Origin of the sequence: Streptomyces sp. E-08, assembly GCF_049913095.1 — a bacterium.
GTDB lineage: Bacteria > Actinomycetota > Actinomycetes > Streptomycetales > Streptomycetaceae > Streptomyces.
The window spans coordinates 8,486,052-8,507,310 of record NZ_CP183971.1 but is presented as its reverse complement, the minus strand read 5'-3'; the positions used below and the strand labels follow the sequence as shown (position 1 = coordinate 8,507,310).

Below are 21,259 nucleotides of genomic sequence, written 5' to 3'. Positions count from 1 at the left end.
ACACCACGCCCACCGCCCGGCCCGTACCGAGGCGCCGTCACTTCCGGATTGGACCATGACCGACTCACCTCATGCCGCCCTGCGAGACAAGGTCGCCATCATCGGCATCGGCTGTCGCCTCCCCGGACACGCGGGTGACCACCGGGCCTTCTGGCGGAACCTGATCGAGGGGCGGGACTGCCTCGTCCCCACGCCGGCGGACCGGTACGACACCACCACGCTCGGCAGCCGCGACAGGGCCAAGCCAGGCCGGCTGATCGGTGGCCGGGGCGGGTACATCGACGGCTTCGACGAGTTCGACCCGCACTTCTTCGGCATCAGTCCCCGCGAGGCGGAACACATGGACCCGCAGCAGCGCAAGCTGCTGGAGGTGTCCTGGGAGGCGCTGGAGGACGGTGGACAGAAGCCCGGGGAGCTGGCCGGACGGGACGTCGGGGTGTTCATCGGCGCCTTCACCCTGGACTACAAGATCCTTCAGTTCGCCGACCTCGGCTTCGAGACGCTGGCCGCGCACACCGCCACCGGCACCATGATGACGATGGTGTCGAACCGCATCTCGCACTGTCTCGACCTCCGCGGCCCCAGCGTCTCGATCGACACGGCGTGCAGTTCCTCTCTGGTGTCGGTCCACCTGGCCTGTCAGAGCCTGCTGCGCGGCGAGAGCGAGCTGGCCCTGGCGGGAGGGACCCTGCTGCACCTGGCGCCGCAGTACACGATCGCCGAGACCAAGGGCGGCTTCCTCTCCCCCGACGGACGCTCGCGGGCCTTCGACGCCGCCGCCGACGGTTACGTACGGGCCGAGGGCGTCGGCGTGGTGGCGCTCAAGCGCCTGTCGGACGCCCTGCGCGACGGCGACCCGGTGCACGCGGTGGTGATCGGCAGCGGCGTCAACCAGGACGGGCGGACCAGTGGCATCACGGTGCCCAGCGCGGACGCCCAGGCCACGTTGATCGAGCGGGTGTGCGCCGAGGCGGGCGTGGTACCAGGCAGCCTCCAGTACGTCGAGGCGCACGGCACCTCGACGCCGGTCGGTGATCCGATCGAGGCCGAGGCACTCGGTCGGGTGCTGGCGATCGGCCGCGCGCCGGGTGCGCGGTGCTACGTCGGCTCGGTCAAGACCAACATCGGGCACACGGAGTCGGCGGCCGGAGTGGCCGGGCTGATCAAGACGGCGCTCGCTCTCAAGCACCGACGCATCCCGCCGCACCTCAACCTGGAACACCCCAACCCCGCCATCGACTTCGGCTCGCTGCCGTTCGAGATCCCGACCGTTCCGGTGGACTGGCCGGAGCACGACGGCCCCGCCCGCGCGGGCGTCAACTCCTTCGGCTTCGGCGGCACCAACGCCCACGTCCTGCTGGAGGAGGCGCCGCCGCTCGAGGAGGAGGGACGGAGTCCGGCCGGACACGAACCGCCCTGGTCCGTCCTTCCGCTGAGCGCACGCCATCCGTCGGGGCTCGCCGAACTGGCGGGCGGCCTCCGCCGGGAGATCGCCGCGGGCGTGCCGCTCGCGGACATCGGGCACACGCTCGCGCACCGCCGCCAGCGGTTCGAGGAGCGGCTGGCAGTCGTCCACTCCTCCCGCGAGTCCCTGGACGAGGCACTGGCCGCCTGCGAGCGCGGCGAGCCGCACCCCCGGGCGGTGCGTGGCCGCGGCCGGGAAGCCGGGCAGCGGCGGCTGGTCTGGGTCTTCACCGGCATGGGGCCGCAGTGGTGGGGCATGGGACGCCAGCTGCTCGACGCCGAGCCGGTGTACCGGGAAGCGGTGGAGCGCTGCGACCGGGAGATCCGCAGGCAGGCCGGATGGTCGCTCCTCGATGAGCTGGCCAGGCCCGAGTCGGAGTCGCGGATGGCCGAGACGTGGCTCGCCCAGCCGGCCAACCTCGCGGTGCAGACAGGGTTGGCGGCGCTCTGGGAGCACTACGGAGTGCGGCCCGACGCGGTGGTCGGACACAGCACCGGTGAGATCGCGGCCTTCCACCGGGCCGGGGTGTACAGCCTGGAGGACGCGGTCCGGGTGGCGCTGGGGCGCAGCGTCCTCCAGCACCGGCTCGCCGGCACGGGCACCATGCTGGCGGCGAACCTGTCCGAGGAGGAGGCCGAGCGGCTCGTTCTCCCGTACCGGAACCTGGTCTCCGTCGCCGCCGTGAACAGCCCGGCCTCGGTGACCCTCTCCGGGGACGTGGACACGCTTCGAGAGCTCGCCGACCGGCTGGGCCGGGAGCAGGTGTTCACCAGGTTCCTCGACGTCGAAGTGCCCTATCACAGCGTGCGGATGGACCCGATCAAAGCCGAGCTGCACGAGGCGCTGGCCGGGATCGAGCCGCGCCCGGCGAGGCTCCCGCTGTACCTGACCGCCCGGGACGGACGCGCGCAGGGGCCCGAACTCGACGCCGGATACTGGTGGGAGAACGTCCGGCGGCCCGTCCGGTTCCGGTCGGCGGTCGACCGGCTCGTCGACGACGGGTACACCCTGTTCCTGGAGGTCGGCCCGCACCCCGTGCTCGGCCACTCGATCCGGGAGTGCCTGGACGGCCGTGCCGCGGACGGGCGCACCCTGCCCTCGATCCGCCGCGGGGAGGACGAACCCGAGCGGTTCGCCCGCTCCCTGGCCGAACTCCACACCCTGGGCGTCGAGGTGGACTGGACCGTGCTGCAGCCCGAGGGCCGACCGGTGCCGCTGCCCGGCTACCCGTGGCAGCGGGACCGGTACTGGGTGGAGCCCCGCCCGGTGGAACAGATCCGCCTCGGCCGGCTCGACCATCCCCTTCTCGGTCGCCGTACCGCCTCCCTCCAGCCCACCTGGGAGAGCAGGCTGGACACCGAGCGCCTGGCGTACCTGGCCGATCACCGGATCGAGGGGAGCACGGTCTTCCCGGCCGCCGGATACCTGGAGATGGCAGCTCAGGCCGTGCGCGCGATGACCGGCGGCGGCCTCGCCGCCCTGGCCGACGTGGAGTTCTCCCGCGCCTTGTTCCTGCCCGAGGGTACGTCCGCCACCGTCGAGCTCTCGTTCGCGCCGGAGGAGGCCGGCTTCACGATCGCTTCGCTCGCCGATTCCGGGGCAGCCGGGTCAGGGGCCGGTGACCGGGTCCCGGAGCGTACGGTCCACGCGCGTGGTGTCGTCCGCTCCGGCCAGCCGTGCCGGGTCACGGGCCTCCTGGACGTCGGTGCCGTCCAGGCCCGCGGTGAGCGCTGTCTCGACCGGGCCGCGTGTTACGAGGAGCTGGCGGCGCTCGGCTATCAGTACGGCCCGGCCTTCCAGGCCATCGACGAGGTGTGGAGCGGCCCCGGCGAGGCGCTGGCCCTGATCCGCCCCACCACGGCGATCGGTACGGACGCGGCCGACTGCCATGCGCACCCGGTGCTGCTGGACGCCTGCTTCCAGACGATGCTGACCACGCTGTCGCCCGACGGCGGACGGTCCGGTGGCATCCGACTGCCCGTCGCGATCGAGGAGCTGCGGTTGGACCCGGTCGGGGACCGGGCGTTGTGGGCGCACGCCACCATCACGGAACAGAACGACGAGGAGCTGATCGGTGATCTCGCCCTGTACGCCGAGGACGGAACACCGCTCGGCAGGATCACCGGATTCCGAGCGGCTGCGGTGGATCGCGTGGCCTCCGCGGTCAAGCTGAGCACCATCGACGGCTGGCTGGCCGAGGTGGGCTGGGAGGAAGCGGCATCGCAGGAACCCGCACCGGATCGCTCCGAGGGCGAGGCGTCCGCCGAGCCTTCGGGGACGGGGGCTCCCGACCTGGTGCTGTTCGCCGACGCCGGTGGGCTGGCCGACCGGCTGGCCGAGCTGGTCCGGGAGCGTGGCGGGCAGTGCCGGATCGTACGTCCCGGCCACCGCTACCGGCGCGGCGCGCGGTGCACGACCGTCCGGCCTGACTCGGCCGCCGATCTGCGGCGGTTGTTCGCGGACCTCGACCCGTCTCTCCGTACCGTGGTCCACCTGTGGAACCTCGACCTGCCTCCTCTGGACGCCGTCGCCCCGGAGGACCTCGCCGAGATCGGCACCGTCGGAGCCTTCTCGCTGGTCCCGCTCGCGCAGGTGCTGCCCGAGGCCCGGCCGGGCGGACGGCTGCACATCGTGACCAGGGGTGCCCAGGCCGTCCGGACGGGCGATCCGGTGGAGCCGTTCGGGGCGCCCGCCTGGGGCATCGGCCGGGTTCTGTGGCAGCAGGAGCTCACCGCCCAGGGCGGAAAGCTGATCGACCTCGGTCCGGTCGCGGGGCCGGGCACGGCCGCGTCCGCCGGGGCGGCGACGGAAGCCGAAGCCCTGCTGCGTGAGCTGGCGGCCGACGACGGCGAGGACGAGATCGCCCTGCGCGGCGACCGTCGCCACGTCAGCCGGCTCCGGCCGCCCGCCGGTCTGACCCGGCCGCTGCCGCTGCGGCTCCGTCCGGACGGCTGTTACCTGGTCACGGGCGCGTTCGGGGCGCTCGGGCGGCTGCTCTGCCGCACCCTGGTCCGACGGGGGGCCCGGCGTCTGCTCCTGCTCGGCCGTACCGCCGTGCCCCCACGCGACGCATGGCACGGGCTCGATCCGCAGGGCCCCGCCGGGCAGCGGGTCGCCTTCCTGCGCGAGCTCGAAGCGCTGGGTGCCGAGGTGCTGGTCGTGGCGGCCGACGTGACCGACCGGGAGGCGATGGAACGCTGGCTGGCCGAACGGAGGGACGGCGGACTGCCTCCGGTTCGGGGTGTGTTCCACCTCGCCGGGCAGGTGCAGGACGTCCTGCTGCCGTCGCTGGACCGTGCCGCGTTCGACGCCGGCTACGGACCGAAGGTGTACGGCGGGTACCTCCTGCACCGGCTGCTGCGCGAGGAGCCGGTGGAGCACTTCGTCCTGTTCGCCTCGGTCGCCTCGCTGCTGACCACGGCCGGCCAGGTCAACTACGCGGCCGGCAACGCCTTCCTGGACGCGCTCGCCCACCGCCGTCGCGCGCAGGGCCTGCCCGCGCTCAGCCTGGACTGGGGGCCCTGGGCGACCGGCATGATCGAGGAGCTCGGTCTGGTGGCCCACTACCGGGACGCCCGGGGGATGAGCTCGCTCGCCCCGGAGACCGGGATGGCGGTCCTGGAGCGGGTGATCGGGCAGGACCTGCCCCAGTTGCTCGTCGCCACCGTGGTGGACTGGCCGGTGTTCCTCTCCTGGTACCCGCGGCCGCCGCGACTGGTCTCCGGCCTCGCGGCCGCCGCCGCGCGGACCGCCCCGGCCGGACAGGGCGGCGGTCTCCTCGACACCTTCCGCCGTTCCGACGGGGCGGCTCGCACGAGGCTGGTGTCCGAGCACTTCGCCGCGCTGGCCGCCGGTGTGCTCCGGGTGGAGCCGGGCCTGATCGACGCGGACAGTCGTCTCGGCTCGCTCGGTCTCGACTCTCTGCTCGCGATGGAGCTGCGGGCCCGGGTCCACACCGAACTCGGCGTCTCGCTGCCAGTGGTGGCCCTCCTCAGCAACGGCCCGGTCGGTGAGCTGACGGCCCGGCTCCACGAGGGGCTGGCGGACCTGGTGTCGGCAGACGCTCCGCCCGAGGAGACGGAGGTGGAGCTGTTCACCGACGAGCACTGTCACCCGCTCACCCACAACCAACAGGCCCTGTGGTTCCTGCGGCAGCTCAACCCCGACGGCTTCGCCTACAACATCGGCGGCGCGGTGGAGGTCCGGGCCGAGCTGGATCCGGAGCTGCTGTTCGAGGCGTTCCGCACGCTGATCGGGCGGCACCCGAGCCTGCGCGCCAACATCACCACCGAGTCCGGCCGCCCCGTCCAGCGCATCCGGAGCGACGTCCGCGCCGACACCGGCCTGTTCGACGTCGAAGGCCGGTCCTGGGAGGAGATCAGGGCGCTGCTGGTCGGGGAGTACCGCAGGCCGTACGACCTGGAGCTCGACCCCCTGGTCCGGTTGAGGCTGTTCCGGCGCGCGCCGGACCGCTGGGTCATCATGAAGGCCGTCCACCACATCGTCTCGGACGCGATCTCCACCTTCACCTTCATCGAGGAGCTGTTCGAGGTCTACCACGGTCTTCGTACGGGCCGGTCCGTGGAGCTCGCCCCGGTGGCGGCCCGCTACCTCGACTTCCTCAACCGGCAGAACCGCTTCCTGGCCGGGCCCGAGGCGCGGCGGATGCTGGAGTACTGGCGCGGTCACCTGCCCGACGAGGTGCCGGCGCTCGACCTGCCCACCGACCGGCCGCGCCCGCCGGTGCAGACCGACAACGGTGCCTCCGAGTTCTTCCGGCTGGACGGGGAGCTCAGCGCCCGGGTGCACGCGCTGGCCCGGGATCACAACGTCACCGTGTACACGGTGCTGCTGACCGCGTACTACCTGCTGCTGCACCGCTGGTCGGGTCAGGACGAGATCGTGGTCGGCAGCCCCGTCACGGGACGCACCGACGAGGAGTTCGCGTCGGTCTACGGCTACTTCGTCAATCCGCTGCCCCTGCACGTCAGCCTGAGCGGCGAGCCGACGGTGTCCGAGCTGCTGGCGCGGGTGCGCGACACCGTCCTCGGCGGGCTGGACAACCAGGAGTACCCGTTCGTCCTGCTGGTCGAGCAGCTGGGGCTGCAGCGTGACCCGAGCCGCTCCGCGGTCTTCCAGGCGATGTTCATCCTGCTCACCCACAAGGTCGCCACGGAGCGGCTCGGCTACGAGCTGGAGTACATCGAGCTTCCGGAGGAGGAGGGCCAGTTCGACGTGACCCTGTCCGCGTACGAGGACCGCTCGGACGGCCGCTTCCACTGCGTCCTCAAGTACAACACCGACCTGTTCGACGCGGGCACGGTCCGGCGGATGGCCGAGCACTACCGCAACCTCCTCGACGGGCTCACCCGCGCGTCCGCAAAGTGCCCGGCCGGCCGGCTGCCGATGCTCGGCGCCGGGGAACGGGACCGGATCCTCACGGAGTTCAGCGGCGTCGGACGGAGGATCGACCACGACGTCCCGGTGCACGAGCTGATCGGCAAGATCGCCGCCCAGCACCCGGAGGCGGTCGCCGTGTCCGTCCCCGGCGGGCGGCGGATGGGCTACCGGGAGCTGGAGCACCGCTCCCGTCGCGTGGCGGCCTCTCTGCGCGACATGGGCGTGGGCGACGGCACCGTGGTGGCGTTGTGCATGGACAAGTCCCCGGAGCTGGTGATCGCCCTCCTCGCGGTCCTGCGGGCCGGCGGTGCGTACCTTCCGCTGGACCCGGACCACCCGGCGGAGCGGCTGGCCGAGCTGATGACCGGTGCCGGTGCCACGCTCGTTCTCACGGACGGGCAACGGGACGGCGCGTCCCGGCTGCCCGGCAGGCCGGTGACCCTCGACGAACTGGACAGGCCCGAGTCCGGTTCCCTGCCGGAGCCCGTCGTGGGCCTCGACCAGGCCGCGTACGTGATCCACACCTCCGGTTCCACGGGCCGCCCCAAGGCGGTTCGGGTCAGCCACCGCAACCTGGCCTCGGTGTTCGTGGCCTGGCAGGCGGAGTACCGGCTGGACACCGAGGCCCGGGTCCACCTGCAGATGGCGGGCGTCTCCTTCGACGTCTTCACCGGAGACGTGGTCCGGGCCCTGTGCTCCGGCGGCACCCTGGTCATGGTCGACCGGGACCTGTTGTTCGACACGGGGCGGTTGTACCGGACGATGCGGTCCGAGGGGGTCGACTGCGGTGAGTTCGTCCCTTCCGTGGTGCGCGGCCTGATGGCGTACTGCGAGCGGGAGGGCGTGGGCCTGGACTTCATGCGGCTGCTGATCGTCGGCTCGGACTCCTGGAAGGCGGGCGAGCACGAGCGGCTCATCGCCCTCTGCGGTCCGGCCACCCGGGTGGTGAACTCCTACGGTCTCACCGAGGGCACCATCGACAGTGCCTACTTCGAGGGCCCGGCCGGCCACCTGGAGCCGGGCCGGATGGTGCCGGTCGGCCGGCCACTGCCCAACAGCGCGCTGTACGTCCTCGACCGGCACGGCGAGCCCGTACCCCCGGGCGTGACGGGCGAGCTGTGGCTCGGCGGCGCAGGGGTCGCGACCGGGTACCTGGGCGAACCGGAGCGGACGGCCGAGCGCTTCGTCACCCTCACTCCGGACCGCGAGCCCGTCCGGCTGTACCGGACGGGCGACCTCGGTCACTGGGACGCCGGCGGTGTGCTGCACCTCCTCGGCCGGGCCGACGGCCAGGTCAAGGTCCGCGGCCACCGGATCGAGACCGGCGAGATCGAGGCCCGGCTGACCGCCCGGCCGGAGCTGGCCCAGGTGTGCGTGACGGTGCGGCGGGACGAGACCGGAGAGAACCTCCTCTGCGCGTACTGCGTGCCCTCGGAGGGCACCGCGCTGGACGCCCGCGAGCTGCGCCGCCACCTCGCGGAACAACTGCCCACGTACCTGATCCCCACGCACTTCACCGAACTGCCGGCCCTGCCGCTCACCGCCAACGGCAAGGTCGACCTCGCCGCACTGCCGGAACCCCGCACCGAGGCCGGACCCGACCGGCACGAGCCTCCGGTGACACTGTACGAGCGGCGGATGGCCGCGCACTGGCAAGCCCTTCTCGGGCTCGAACAGCCCGGTCTGCGGGACGACTTCTTCGAGGCGGGCGGCAGCTCGATCAAGCTGATCGAGCTGATCCACCACCTCAGGGCCGAGTTCAACGCCGCCGTCCCGGTCGGCAGGCTGTTCCGGACGAGCACCCTGCACGGCATGGCCCGCAGCCTGGAGGACGTCGTCACCGGGCGGCTCCCCGGCGCCGAGCCGTACCTGTGGTTCAACCCGGGCGCGGACCCGGCCGGTACGGTCTTCTGCCTGCCACCAGCGGGTGGACACGGGCTGGTCTACCGGGAGCTCGCGGCCCGGATCCCCGAGTGCCGCTTCGCCGCGTTCAACCACCTCGCCGGTACGGACAAGGCCGCCCGCTACGCGGATCTCGCCGAGGAACTCCACCCGGACGGCCCGTACACCCTGTTCGGCTACTCGCTCGGGGGCAACCTCGCCTTCGAGATCGCCGAGGAACTGGAGCGGCGGGGCCGCACGGTGAGCGTCGTGGTCATCATGGACTCGTACCGGATCACCGAGGCCTTCGACTTCGGCGACGAACACCTGGCCGGCTTCGAGCAGGAGCTGGGCGAGCACCTGCACCGGCACACCGGGTCCGAGATCGTCGCCCGGGAGACCCTCGAACAGGCCCGGGAGTACCTCGCCCACTGCGCCGCCCATCCCGCCCTCGGCGCGCTCCGTGCCCCGATCGAGGTGATCGCCGACCAGGACAAGCTGCGCCACTTCGCGGCGGGCGAGCCCGGCAGCTGGTACAGCGCCTCCACCACCGGGTGCACCGTGCACCAGGGCCACGGACGGCACGCCGAAATGCTCGACGGCACGTTCCTGGACCGCAACGCCGAGCTGGCCCGCACCCTGCTGGCGGGAGGTGCCCCGCATGGCGTCGCGTGACACCGGGCCGCGCTGGGGCGCCCGGACGCCCGGCGGACGTCCGCGGGTCATCATCATCGGCGCGGGCATGTCGGGCCTGGCCTCCGGCTGCTACGCGCAGATGAGCGGCTTGGAGAGCCGCATCTTCGAGAAGCACGTGCTGCCCGGCGGCTGCTGTACCGCCTGGGCCCGGCAGGGCTTTCTCTTCGACTACTGCATCGACTGGCTGATCGGCACCGCCCCCGGTACCGGGGCGAACGACGTCTGGCGCGAGCTCGGCGCGCTGGACGGCAAGCGGATCACCTCGTTCGACCAGTTCAACCGGGTGATGGACGAGGACGGCAGATCCGTCACCTTCTACAACGACCCCGACCGGCTCCAGCGCCATCTGCTGGACGTCTCGCCCGCCGACGCCCGGCTGATCCGGGCGTTCTGCCGGGACCTCCGGCGCTTCGCCGCCCTCGACCCGCGTTGGGAGACGAAGCCGCCGGCGCTGAAGTCCGCGGCGGAGAAGGCCGGGACGCTCCTCGGCATCCTGCCCGCCTTCCTTCTGTACTGGCGCACCGCGGCCACCCCGATGCGCCGCTTCGCGGACCGCTTCCAGGACCCGCTGCTGCGGCGGGCCCTCCCGAACGTGTTCCTTCAGGAGCTGACCGGCTTCCCCCTGCTGCCGTACCTCTTCACCATGTCCTGCGCGCACAACGGCAACGCCGGATTCCCGGAGGGCGGTTCGCTCGGGCTGGCCCGTTCGGTCGAGGAGCGGTACGCGGGCCTCGGCGGGCACATCGGCTACCGGTCACGGGTGGAACGCGTCCTCGTCGAGGACGGGCGCGCCGTCGGCGTACGACTCAAGGACGGGCAGGAGCACTTCGCCGACCATGTGATCGCCGCCTGCGACGGCCCGACGGTCCTGGACCGCCTGCTGGACGGACGGTGGACCAGCCCGCGTACCGACCGTCTCTACCGCGAGCTGCTGGACACTCCGGACAACCTCTATCCGGCGGTGGTCTCCGCGTTCGTCGGCCTGGACGGAGCCCTGCCGGCCGGTGAACCGCACAGCACCACCTACCTGCTCGGCGCGGAGCGGGGCGCCGCACTGCCGGGCTGCCTGCAGAACAGCCTGGTGGTCCAGCAGCGGTCGGGGTACAGCTCCGGCTTCGCGCCGGCCGGGAAGTCGGTCCTGCACTGCACCTACTTCACCGACCACCGGTCCTGGCAGGAGCTGCGCACGGCCGACCGCCGGGCGTACCGGGCACGCAAGGGGCAGGTCGTCGACTTCGTCCGCCGGTTCCTGGCCGAGCGTCACCCGGGCATCGACGAGCGCATCGAGGTCATCGACGTGGCCACCCCCGCCACCACGGAGCGCTACACCGGCAACACCTACGGGAGCATCCTGGCCTGGAAGGCGTTCTCCGAGGCCGATGACGTGTCGACCGCGCTGGTCAACCGGGACCGGATGCGGTTGCCGGGCCTGAGCGGTTTCTCCATGGCCGGGCAGTGGACCGGCATGGGGGGCCTGATCCGGGCGGCCACGAGCGGCCGGTTCGCCGTCCAGTACCTGTGCGCGGAGCTCGGCCTGGAGTTCCGGGCCTGGCCGAGCGAGGCGACCGAACCTTGGCACCCCGGAAAGCTCGGGCGGCTGCCGCAACTCGAACCGCGACGTGCTCCTCGGAAGGCGACGGTGGCCGAATGACGAGAAGGACCATGCTGATCGTGGGCGGGGGTCTCGGCGGCCTGTCCACCGGCTGCTACGCCCAGATGAACGGCTACCGCAGCCGAGTGCTGGAGATGCACGAGATCCCCGGGGGTTCCTGCACCGCCTGGGACCGGGGCGACTTCACCCTGGACTGCTGCGTCAGCTGGCTCCTCGGCAGCGGCCCCGGCAACGAGATGCACCAGATCTGGCTGGAGCTGGGCGCCCTCCAGGGCAAGCGGATGCGCAACTTCGACGTCTTCAACACCGTGCGCGGCCGGGACGGCCGAGCGGTCCACTTCTACTCCGACCCGGACCGCCTGCAGGCCCATCTGCTCGCCCTCTCCCCCGGCGACGCCCGGCCGATCCGGGACTTCTGCACCGGACTGCGCACGTTCCGCCGCGCCCTGGCCCGCTATCCCTTCCTCACCCCGGTCGGCCTGATGGGCCGGAGGGAGCGCTGGCGGATGCTGGCCTCCTTCGTTCCCTACTTCAACGTGATCCGGCGCTCCCTCACCGTGCTCATGCGGGACTACTCCCAGCGGTTCCAGGACCCTCTGCTGCGCGAGGCCTTCAACTTCATCCTGTACGAGAAGCACCCCAACTTCCCGGTCCTGCCGTTCTACTTCCAGCTCGCCGCGCACGCCGACCAGTCGGCCGGTGTGCCCGAGGGAGGCTCGCTCGGCCTGGCGCGCTCGGTCGAGCAGCGCTACCTCGGGCTCGGCGGCCAGGTCACGTACAACGCCAAGGTGGAGGAGATCCTGGTCGAGGAGGACCGGGCGGCCGGCGTACGGCTGAGCGACGGGACCGAGCTCAGGGCCGACATCGTGGTCTCCGCCTGCGACGGCCGCACCACCCTGCTGGACCTGCTGAAGGGCCGCTACCTCACCGACGCCTACCGGGAGCTGTACACCAGGACCATCGCCGAACCGGGCATGGTCTTCCCCGGCTACCTCACCGTCTTCCTCGGCCTGCGCCGTCCCTTCCCCGAGGGCGAGCCCTGCACCACCCACCTCCTGGGCGAGGACCTCGCGGCCCGGCTCACCGGGATCCGCCACCCCAGCATCAACGTCCAGTTCCGCAGCCGGCACTACCCGGAGCTGTCGCCCCCGGGCACCTCCGTCGTCTACGCCACGTACTTCTGCGACATCGCCCCCTGGCGGGAGCTGAGCACCGGTCCCGAGCAGGCGACGCGAACGCGCCGCGGTGCGGAGCTGCACACCCTGCCGGTCGGACGCGGACGCGAGTACCAGCGGGCCAAGCGGCAGGTGCGGGACGCGATCACGGACTTCCTCGAGGAGCGCCACCCGGGGCTGAGGGACGCGATCGCGGTACGGGACGTGTCGACCCCGCTCACCCAGGTCCGCTACACCGGCAACTACGACGGCACGGTCCTCGGATGGCAGCCCTTCGTGACGAGCGGCGAGACCGTGGAGCAGGAGGTCAAGCGCCACGGACCGGGTCTGCCCGGGCTCGCCGACTTCTACCTGTCCGGGGTCTGGGCCACCACCGGCGGCCTCATCAGGGCCGCCGCCTCCGGACGGCACGTCATGCAGTTCGTCTGCCGCGACGACGGCCGGCCGTTCACCGCCACCGTCGACCACAGCGCCCCCCTCCCCGTCCAACTCACCGACCCGGCAGGAGCAACCCCTTGAAGACCGAGAAGTGGATCGTCAGCGAGCACAACGACGGCGTCCCGGACGTGGACCGGATGTACGTGAAGGTGGTGGAGGACCTCGACACGGAGCTGGCCGACGACGAGATGCTCCTGCGGACCCGGTACGTCTCCGTCGACCCGTACCTCCAGGGCATCGCCCTCGACACGCCGGTCGGCGACCACATGGGCGCCGACTCGATCATGGAGGTGCTGGCCGCCGGGCCGCGCGCCAGGTTCGGCGCCGGCGATCTCGTCCAGGGCTTCGGCGGCTGGCGCACGCACCTGGTCAGCACCGGTGCGCCCGCGCTGTGGCAGACCGGAACGTTCCCGATGGTCTTCCCCGCCTACCGCCGTCTTGACCCGGCCCACTACGACGACGCGCTGCCGCTGAGCACCGCGCTCGGCGTCCTGGGCGGTGCGGGCATGACCGCCTGGGGCACCCTCAACAAGTTCATGACCGTCCGGCCCGGCGACACGGTGCTGATCAGCGGCGCGTCCGGAGCGATCGGCACTCTGGTCGGCCAGTTGGCCAAGCGGTCCGGCGCGCGGGTGGTCGGCACCACGGGTTCGCCGGAGAAGGCGGCCCGGCTGACCGCGCTGGGCTTCGACGCCGTGGTCGCCTTCCGGCACGGCGGCGACGCCGCCCAGCTGCGCGAGGACCTCTCCAAGGCGGCCCCCAGCGGAGTCGACAAGTACTTCGACAACCTCGGCGGCGTCATCACCGACACCGTGTTCCCCATGCTCAACGTGGACAGCCAGGTCGCGGTCTGCTGGCAATGGGCGAGTCAGGTCGGCGGCGAGTGGTCCGGCCCGCGCCTGCTGCCGTACATCATGTTCCCCCGCACCACGATCCGTGGGATCTTCGCACTGGAGTGGTTCACCGACGAGAACTGGGCCGCCCTGCACGCGGACCTCGGCCCGCTGGTCCGGGCCGGGGAGGTCCGTTACCAGCAGACCGTCCACCGGGGCTTCGACAGCATTCCCGCCGCCTACCGCAGCCTGTACACCGACCGGGCCGGGTCCTTCGGCAAGGTGCTGGTCGAGCTGTGAACCGCAGGCACACCCGACCCCTCACCGAGGGACCGAGCCCGGCCGACGCCCACGAACCCGGCCTGCCGTACCCCGACGGCTGGTTCGCGGTGGCGTTCTCCTCGGAACTCGTACCGGGCACGGTGCTGACCCGGCCGCTCCAGGGCGAGGACGTGGTGCTGTACCGGCTCCGTGACGGCGAGGTCCGCGCGGTCCGCCCCTACTGCCCGCACCTGGGGGCCCATCTCGGACTCGGCTCGGTGGAGGGAGACGACCTGATCTGCCCCTTCCACCGCTTCGCCTTCGGCCCCGACGGCTCCTGCGTGCGTACGGGATACGGGACACCACCGCCGCCGTCGTCCGACCTGACTCCGCTGCCGGTGCGCGAGGTCAACGACGCCGTCTTCGTCTGGCGCCACCACGACGGGCGGGCACCGGACTGGGAGCTCCCGGACTGGCACACCCTCGGTTCGCGGGCCCCCCGCCTCGCCGCCTGGGAGATGGCCGGCCACAGCCAGGACGTCGTCGAGAACGCGGTGGACCTCGGGCATTTCACACCCCTGCACGGCTGGGGCGAGTCCGAGGTCGCCGAACCCGCCACGTTCGAGGGACGGAGCTTCCGGGTGTCGGTGCGCTCCCGCGAACGCGTGCCGCTGCTGGGCGAGAGCCCCCTGGAGGTGACGCTCGAGGGCTGCGGCATCAGCCGCGTACACGTGTGCACCGCCCTCCCGAGGTTCGGGGTCCGTACCTGCGCGATGTACGCGGCCACGATGATCAGACCCGCCGCGTTCCAGCTCCGCCAGGCGAGTTGGCTCGACGTGGCGGAACCGGGTGCCCTCCCGGAGCCCGTGGCCCGCTGGCTGAGCCGCTCGGCGTCGCGCCTGCTGGCCGGTCTGATGTTCCGTGGGAACTGCGAGTTCGTCGCCCAGGACTTCCCGGTCTGGGCGACCAAGCGCTATCAGTCGCCACCCCGGCTGGCCCGGGGAGACGGTCCGATCGGTCCGTTCCGGCACTGGGCCCGCCAGTTCTATCCGGCGGACCGCCTGCGGACGCACGTACCGGCGTCGGTCCGTTCCACGGAGGGCAGCAGGGCGACCTGAGCGCCACCTCGCGCCGGGGAGGTCTCGCGCACCCCGGCGCGCTGCGAGTCGTGTCGCCGCGAAGTCGACGAACTCCGGCTGACGACGGCGCGGCTGTGCGGCGGCGCCGTGAGCGTCACCACGCCCCTGGAGCTGCGGATACCACCCTCCTTGAACCTGCGCTGGTGATGCATTCCGGCCGGTGAATGCCGATGCGGCTGTGGGAAGGACATCGGCCTCGGCAGGGCCGAGCCCGCAGCAACGCGGGCGGGCCGGGCACCGGCTTGCAGGGCCGGCCGGGGGCGCGGCACTCTGGTAGTCGAGGGCAGGTGCTGAGGTGCACACCAGTGACGAGATCTACCACCGTGTGCTCTGGGACCCGCGGTTCGACCCCGAGCGGTTCGTGGTGGGGATCGCGGAGCGCGGGGCTTCGCCGAAGCGGGTCCTGTTCGGCGATTTCGTGCCGGGCGGGGAGGTCCCCTGGCACCGGGTGGTGTTCTTCGAGGCGGACGGCCAGATCGTCTGGGACCGCGCTTCGGGCACCGACATGCTCGGTGAGACCCTCGCGGGTCAGGTCGATCCCGTACCGGCCCCGGCGCCCGGCGACGTCCTCGTCGTCCCTCCGACGAACCGCAGTACCGTCGCCTGGCTGCCTCCCGCGGAGCTGTGGCCACCGATCCAGCACATTCGCCGCGAGCACGACCGGCAGATCCACCGCTGGCCGCCGCACGTCAACGTGCTCTTCGGTTTCGTCCCCGAGGCCGAGTTCACTCGGGCCCTGCCGCTGGTCGCCGCGGCGCTCGCCGAGACGCGGCCGTTCACCGCTCGTCTGGCGGGCGTCCACTGGTTCGGCCACCGCGCGGACGCCACCGTCTGGCTGGACCCGGCCGCCACCGACCAGGAGCCCTGGGCGCGGCTGCGGGAGTCCCTGGAGCTGCGGTTCCCGCTGTGCGGATCGCACTCTCACGGCTTCACCCCGCACCTGTCCCTCGGCCGTACCCCGGACCCCCACCTCCTGGCCCGCAAGGTGGAGGCCCTCCTCGGCCCCATGACGGCCCGGGTCGACGAACTGGCCGTGCTCTCCCGACACGGCGACGAGCCGATGCGGGTCCGGGCGCGCGTCGCACTCGGCAGCGGGAACGTACGTCTGCCGGAGGGGCCGGCCTTCCCGAGCGAACCTTCGCCGTCACCACCCCCTGCCGAACGATGATCCGTCTCACGAAACTCCTCCCCTCGGCCGGATGGCGTGGCCGGGCACGGGGCTCATGGTGTCGGCGCGGGTGTAGGTGTAGGTGAGCAGGGTCCGGGGGCGCGTCCAGCGGCACCGGAACGGGCGAGTCGCACCGGGCAGAATGAGCGCCATGATCGATGAGGGGAACTCGGGCTTCACACTGACGCGGGGGTCGACAGGCTTTTTCGTGCCTGGGGACGGCCCGCTTCCGCAAAGTGACCTGCGGGTGTTCCGTACCGCCCTGTATGCCGCCGCCCGAGCCGCAGAAGGCCAGGTCGGCGAGATCGAGGTCCAGGAGTACCCCCGGACCTTCCACACCGCGTCGGTCATCGACCGCACGGGCGAGAGCGTCATTCTGTGTCACGCCCATCACCCCTGGATCGCCTTCGCTCACGAACGCCGGAACTGGTACGCGGAGGAGTTCCTCCCGCCTCCCCTGTGGGCGTCCACCTTCACCGAAGCAGGCCTCACGGTCCTGTCCAGCGAGCGGCTCGCCACACCCCTCTCAGCCCTGGACACCTCGATGCTCACGAAGGACGAGTGGCGCCACATTCGCACCTACGGCATCACCACGCTCGGCGGAACACTCTTCAACGCATGGGACTGATCGCCCGGCTGCTCATGCGGCAGATCTCGCTGGTAGGAGACGTAGATCCGACTTCGGTCAGGGGAGGGTGACGTTGTTGAGGGCGTTGTGGGTGGGCAGGGTGTCGGCGGCCTTGGCCTGCTGGTCGCCGTTTCCGAAGGTCTGAGACAAGAGTCCGACCCCGGGAAGGTTGTTGCCGACACTGTCGGCCGAGGCCGCCCCGGCCGAGGCGAGGACCGCGGTGGCGGCGATGGTGGCGGCGGTGAGGACGCGGCGGTTGAAGATCGTCATGCTCGACTCAACGACGCGCGCCGCGAGGGGACACGCCCCTCGCCACCACGAGGTTCGGGACGGATGTCAAGGCGCGAGCGACATCCTCGCCGGGGGCTGCGAGAAAGGGTTCCGCCTGGTAACCGGCACACCTCACACGCGCAGGGCTGTGGTGTAGGGCCAGCCGTGTGGCAGAGCGGTCTCATGTTCGCCGGTCGGGCCGGACGCGGTCTCGACCCAGGCGTGGTGGACGCGCGGCGGTGGGAGGAAGCGCACGCCGAGGCACCAGGAGAGGCGATAGCCCTGGGCGACGGCCGCCAGGCTCGCGGCGAGCGAGGTCTCGAGGCAGGCCGCGCGCCCCGGCCACCAGGCGCCGGCGGAGCGCACAGCCTGGACGATGCGGGCGGCCCTGGGCTGTTCCGGTTCCCTGAGGGGCAGACGGTGCAGCAGGCGCACGAGGGCGGTGGTGCGGTGCAGCGGAAGCCGCAACAGGAGGACGGCGGTGAGGAAACCGAAGGATCCGCACAGGAGCTGGGGCCAGGAGGGCCGTGGGCCGGCGGCAGTGGCTACGGGCAGGCTCATCGTCGGGTCCTCCTCGTGAACAGTGCGGTCAACGGCCGTCGGCGGCGCGGCGGCACGTCCGAGTGCCGGACCAGGAGTCCTGCGGCGCGCAGGTCGTGGAACAGGGCGAGGAAGGCGCGGTCCGAGCGCGACGCGTCGTCACCCGGTACGGCTGCATCGGCTGCGGCGGCCTCCGGGTCGGCTCCGGCGAGGATGGCTCTGAGGAGAGCGGCTCCTGGCCGGGACAGGTGGTACCAGCGTCCGGAGCGCTCGTCGAGCAAAGCGGCGCCCGCGATGTCGTCATGGACGACGTGCACCGTACGGGGCAGGACCCAGGGCACGGGATCGGTTCTCCTTCCACCATGTCGAGCGGCTCCGGGTTTCCAGCTGTCGCAGCCACACCTCGACGGCGACGAGGTTGTGCACCGAGCCGAGCGGCAGCGGTAGCCCCGGCGCCGCTCGGCGCAGTACGGCGGACACGGGGGCAGGATCGACGAGTCCGAGGCGGGCGAGCCGGGAGTCCGTGCCCAGCAGCTCGGTGAGCGCGGCGCAGTGTTCGGCGAGGCCCGCGTAGACGGGCCCGCCGAAGGTTCCCTTGGTACGGCGGTCCAGGACCGTGTCGGCGACGATGCCACGCATGGCGCGGGTCAGCAGCGGCTTGTACGCGCCGGGCACATGCCGTTCCTCGGGCGGTACGCCGAAGCAGACGGCGACCACCTCGTCGTCCAGGAAAGGGGCCCAGAGGGGCATGCCCAGGCTCGCGGCGAGGTGCGCATACTGGGCGACGTCGTCGCCGACCCTGGCCAGGCCGTGCGCGTCGCGCCAGGGTGCGAGGCGGTCCGGCCGTTCGCGGGACCGGCAGGTGTCCGTCACGTGATCTGCCAGGAGGTCGCGGGCCGGGCGCGGCATCCAGTCGGCGACCGTCTGGACCGGCAGCCATGCGGCGTCGGCGCCGCCGTTCCCCCGATGCGCCGTGGCAGCCGGAGCCGCGGGCCCGCGCAGCCGGGCCGCGAGGTGCCCGGCCTCCACGGCAAGCGTGAGCGCGGCCTTGGACCGGGCGGCCCGCCACAGGCTCCACACGGAGGTGTGGGTGACCCGGGCCGCCGCCCTCGCCACCACGGCGGCCTCACGACGTCGTCCGGCGCGCAGGGCGTCGGTCAGGACACCGGACGCCGTGAGCACGGTGTCGGCTCCGGTGCCCACGAAGTGGCCGCGCGAGCCGTGCGCGGCCATCGCGCCCAGGACCCTCGCCTTCATCGCCCACAGCACGACGGTGGGGCTCGGGGCGTCGGAGAAGGGAACGGCGAGATGTTCCGGATCGAGGCCGGCGTAGTGGAGGGTCGAGCGGTCGCCGCGCATGACGTGATGGACCACGCCCGGCATCGCGTCGGCGGCGGCGGTCGCGTACGGGAGGTCGTCGTTGCGCAGCCATTCGTCGGTGTACGTGACGGCGTGGGTCTTGCCCGCCCGCGCGGACAGGTGTGCAAGGGTCGTGGAATCGAGCCCTCCGGACAGGTCGGCGGAGCGGAGCGCGGTCGACCGTACGCGGCGGTCGACCGCCTCGGTCAGCCGGGTGCGCAGGAGCCCGGCCCCTTCCGACAGGGTGAGGGGCTCCGCGTACGCCCGGGCGGTACCGGTACGGACAAGGCGGGCCGAGCCGCGTTCGCAGAGCAGGGCCATGCCGGGCGGTACGCGGGCGACCCGCGGGAACAGGCTGGTGTGCGGGTCGAGCACCACGTCGGGCACTGCGGTGCGGGCCGCGAGCGCGCGGAGTTCCGGGATCGGCGGGCCGGAGAGCGCGGCGAGCGGTGTCGCCGCGTTCGACCACCAGACGCCGCCGTCGGGATCCGTACGGTAGAACACCGGCCAGACCCCGGCGTGATCGCCGACGACCACCGTGCGGTCGGGGGTCTCGGCCACGAGCAGACACGAACCCGGCCGTTCCGGCATCCGCTCCAGCCTCCCGGTCCGAATCGCCCGGAGCGTGGCGGCGAGTTCGTCACGTGTGGGCGGGCAGTCGCCGACGGCCGCGATCCGGGACGGTCCGGGGCCGTCGCCCTCGACCGTGCACACCAGGACGGGTCCGACGGTCCACGCCGAGGCGAAGCCGGGGATCTCCTCCCCGGCGACAGGCGCCGGGATCGGCGTCCCGCTCGTGTCCGGTCCTGCCCGGAACCCGGCCGCCCAGCGCATCAGTCGTCGATCGGCGTCCAGTGCTGCGTGTCGTCGGGGTGGCCGTGCGACCAGTTCCCCAGGGTGACGTCACGCACCGATCCGGCGTCCACCAGAAGCAGTTCGGGGTCGCGGCCGTCCGCCGCGGTCGTCGGGGAATTCTCGTGTGCGGGGTCGCGGTGCTGGTGTGCAGAGTTCATCGCTCTCACTCCCGATGGATCGTCAGGAACACTGTGACAACCGTGAAGGACCGTCTGTGATGCCTACCGTCTGTGATGCCTTCCGCGAGGCTTTCCGAAGGTGTCAGCATGACCAGTCCACACCGGCGAGTCCATCCCGGCACGGTGGGGAATCGGCCCCTCCTCCCCACACCGCCCCACATTGGCCGGATCGTATTGCCGCTGCCCTTCGACGATCGCTCGTCGAGGTGGTCGAACCGGCCAGCCGTGTCCCCCGGCCGGAGGTGCTCGGCCGTCAGGCACACTCACTGTCGTCACGCAGCAGGGTGAGCTGGTGCGAGACGGCCTCGGTGAGCCGCTTCTCGTCGTCCGTGGCGAGGAGGTCGAGCAGAGCACCCCGCAGTACGGCCAAGGCCAGGGTGCGACGGGTGAGACCGTGCTCGCTGTCACGTTCGGACGGTGGTTGGGAGCTGGCCAGGAGCCCGAGCCAGTCCTCGACCGTGGCACGGGCGAACCCGGCCCAGGCCCCGCTGGGCTGCATGACGGAGCGCGTGTACGCCTCGGCCCAGAGGCGCAGCAGCGGCCGGTGCTCCTTCGCGGCGAGCCACGTCCAGACCTGTTCGACGGCCGGCACGAGTCCGGCAGGGCGATCGGGCTGCCCGGCCCGTTCCAGGAGCGCCAGCTCGTCGGCGCGGGCGCGCGCCAGCAGGGCCTTCAGCAGGCCGTCCTTGCTTCCGAAGAGGAAGAGGAGGACCCGCGGGCTCGAACCGATGGCCTCGGCCAGGGGGCGCAGTGATTCGCAGGCGATGAGCCGAAGGTGGCCAAGCTGCGGATCCTGCTCGTCACCACGGAGGGCAGGGGCCTTCGCCTCGGGACGCGTCTGGTCGAGGAGTGCCTCGCCTTCGCCCGTGAGGCGGGCTACGAACAGGTGACGCTGTGGACCAACGACGTACTGACGGCGGCGCGCAGGATCTACCAGAGCTTCGGCTTCCAACTCGCCGACGAGGAACGACACCACAGCTACGGCCACGATCTCGTCGGCCAGAACTGGACTCTCGACCTGCACGCCGACGTGGCGGACAGGGGCAGATGACCGACGTCGGCGGGGCTCGCCGTCGCCGTGACCTTCATGGTCGAGGCAGCACATCGCCGAAGCGGTAATCAGCATTCTGCCGCGTCGGCCCCTTTTGACGCGGGAGCCGACGGCGGGGCTGCGCGAGCCCCGGCCGCGTGCTGATGCGCCCGCACGGTGGTGGAGTCCACCGCGATGCCCCAGTCGATCTCACCCGCCGCGTCGCCCGCTGCCTGAAGCGCGGCATCGGGCGCCGTACGTGGTGCGAAGCCGTGGGCGTGTCGCCGCGGCTCCGCTGTGGCTCACTCCGAGCCGCGGGCCGGTTCCGGG

13 protein-coding genes and 2 pseudogenes are annotated in these 21,259 nt (G+C 72.1%); 8 read left to right on the top strand and 7 right to left on the bottom strand.

Going from position 1 to position 21,259, the window contains the following annotated elements; all coding sequences use genetic code 11:
- Nucleotides 1-55 precede the first annotated feature (55 nt).
- The 7 genes from ACN9MM_RS38915 to ACN9MM_RS38885 all read left to right on the top strand — a co-directional run bounded on the left by ACN9MM_RS38915 (nt 56) and on the right by ACN9MM_RS38885 (nt 16,696).
- A complete protein-coding gene (locus tag ACN9MM_RS38915) occupies nt 56-9,421 on the top strand; it encodes an amino acid adenylation domain-containing protein (protein ID WP_426368548.1) in 9,366 nt (3,121 codons plus the stop codon).
- The gene (locus ACN9MM_RS38910) at nt 9,408-11,093 is read left to right on the top strand and encodes a phytoene desaturase family protein (RefSeq protein ID WP_426368547.1); all 1,686 of its coding nucleotides are present in this window, start codon (nt 9,408-9,410) and stop codon (nt 11,091-11,093) included. Before ACN9MM_RS38915 ends, ACN9MM_RS38910 begins: the two co-directional genes overlap by 14 nt.
- An 11-nt stretch (nt 11,094-11,104) precedes the next feature.
- Nucleotides 11,105-12,748, top strand: coding sequence for a phytoene desaturase family protein (locus ACN9MM_RS38905; RefSeq protein ID WP_426368943.1), 1,644 nt, complete (start codon nt 11,105-11,107; stop codon nt 12,746-12,748).
- Nucleotides 12,745-13,800: an MDR family NADP-dependent oxidoreductase gene (locus ACN9MM_RS38900; RefSeq protein ID WP_426368546.1), complete on the top strand. Its 1,056-nt coding sequence runs from the start codon at nt 12,745-12,747 to the stop codon at nt 13,798-13,800. The genes ACN9MM_RS38905 and ACN9MM_RS38900 overlap by 4 nt, the downstream gene beginning before the upstream one ends.
- Nucleotides 13,797-14,879, top strand: a complete 1,083-nt coding sequence (locus tag ACN9MM_RS38895; protein WP_426368545.1) for a Rieske 2Fe-2S domain-containing protein — start codon at nt 13,797-13,799, stop codon at nt 14,877-14,879. Before ACN9MM_RS38900 ends, ACN9MM_RS38895 begins: the two co-directional genes overlap by 4 nt.
- Before the next feature lie 316 nt (nt 14,880-15,195).
- On the top strand, nt 15,196-16,068 hold the full coding sequence (locus tag ACN9MM_RS38890) for an RNA repair domain-containing protein (protein ID WP_426368544.1): 873 nt from the start codon (nt 15,196-15,198) through the stop codon (nt 16,066-16,068).
- A gap of 142 nt (nt 16,069-16,210) precedes the next feature.
- On the top strand, nt 16,211-16,696 hold the full coding sequence (locus ACN9MM_RS38885; RefSeq protein WP_426368543.1) for a hypothetical protein: 486 nt from the start codon (nt 16,211-16,213) through the stop codon (nt 16,694-16,696).
- Nucleotides 16,697-16,753: 57 nt separating this feature from the next.
- Here the strand turns inward: ACN9MM_RS38885 and ACN9MM_RS38880 are convergent, their stop codons facing one another.
- The 6 genes from ACN9MM_RS38880 to ACN9MM_RS38855 form a co-directional block, all read right to left on the bottom strand.
- Complete coding sequence (locus tag ACN9MM_RS38880) at nt 16,754-16,966, bottom strand: hypothetical protein (RefSeq protein ID WP_426368542.1); 213 nt, start codon at nt 16,964-16,966, stop codon at nt 16,754-16,756.
- Nucleotides 16,967-17,098: 132 nt separating this feature from the next.
- Nucleotides 17,099-17,527, bottom strand: coding sequence for a lasso peptide biosynthesis B2 protein (locus tag ACN9MM_RS38875; RefSeq protein WP_426368541.1), 429 nt, complete (start codon nt 17,525-17,527; stop codon nt 17,099-17,101).
- The gene (locus tag ACN9MM_RS38870) at nt 17,524-17,847 is read right to left on the bottom strand and encodes a hypothetical protein (protein ID WP_426368540.1); all 324 of its coding nucleotides are present in this window, start codon (nt 17,845-17,847) and stop codon (nt 17,524-17,526) included. Before ACN9MM_RS38870 ends, ACN9MM_RS38875 begins: the two co-directional genes overlap by 4 nt.
- Nucleotides 17,807-19,699 carry an asparagine synthase-related protein gene (locus tag ACN9MM_RS38865; protein WP_426368539.1) on the bottom strand — a complete coding sequence of 631 codons (1,893 nt, stop codon included), beginning with the start codon at nt 19,697-19,699 and terminating at the stop codon, nt 17,807-17,809. Before ACN9MM_RS38865 ends, ACN9MM_RS38870 begins: the two co-directional genes overlap by 41 nt.
- On the bottom strand, nt 19,699-19,878 hold the full coding sequence (locus tag ACN9MM_RS38860; RefSeq protein ID WP_426368538.1) for a lasso RiPP family leader peptide-containing protein: 180 nt from the start codon (nt 19,876-19,878) through the stop codon (nt 19,699-19,701). Before ACN9MM_RS38860 ends, ACN9MM_RS38865 begins: the two co-directional genes overlap by 1 nt.
- A 274-nt stretch (nt 19,879-20,152) precedes the next feature.
- Complete coding sequence (locus ACN9MM_RS38855) at nt 20,153-20,491, bottom strand: hypothetical protein (protein ID WP_426368537.1); 339 nt, start codon at nt 20,489-20,491, stop codon at nt 20,153-20,155.
- Between the two features lie 165 nt (nt 20,492-20,656).
- Here ACN9MM_RS38855 and ACN9MM_RS38850 point away from each other — a divergent pair.
- Nucleotides 20,657-20,950 (top strand): annotated as a pseudogene (locus ACN9MM_RS38850) (GNAT family N-acetyltransferase); the annotation flags it as partial.
- 122 nt (nt 20,951-21,072) lie between these two features.
- Here the strand turns inward: ACN9MM_RS38850 and ACN9MM_RS38845 are convergent.
- A pseudogene (locus ACN9MM_RS38845) lies at nt 21,073-21,168 on the bottom strand (transposase); the annotation flags it as partial.
- Between the last annotated feature and the right edge of the window lie 91 nt (nt 21,169-21,259).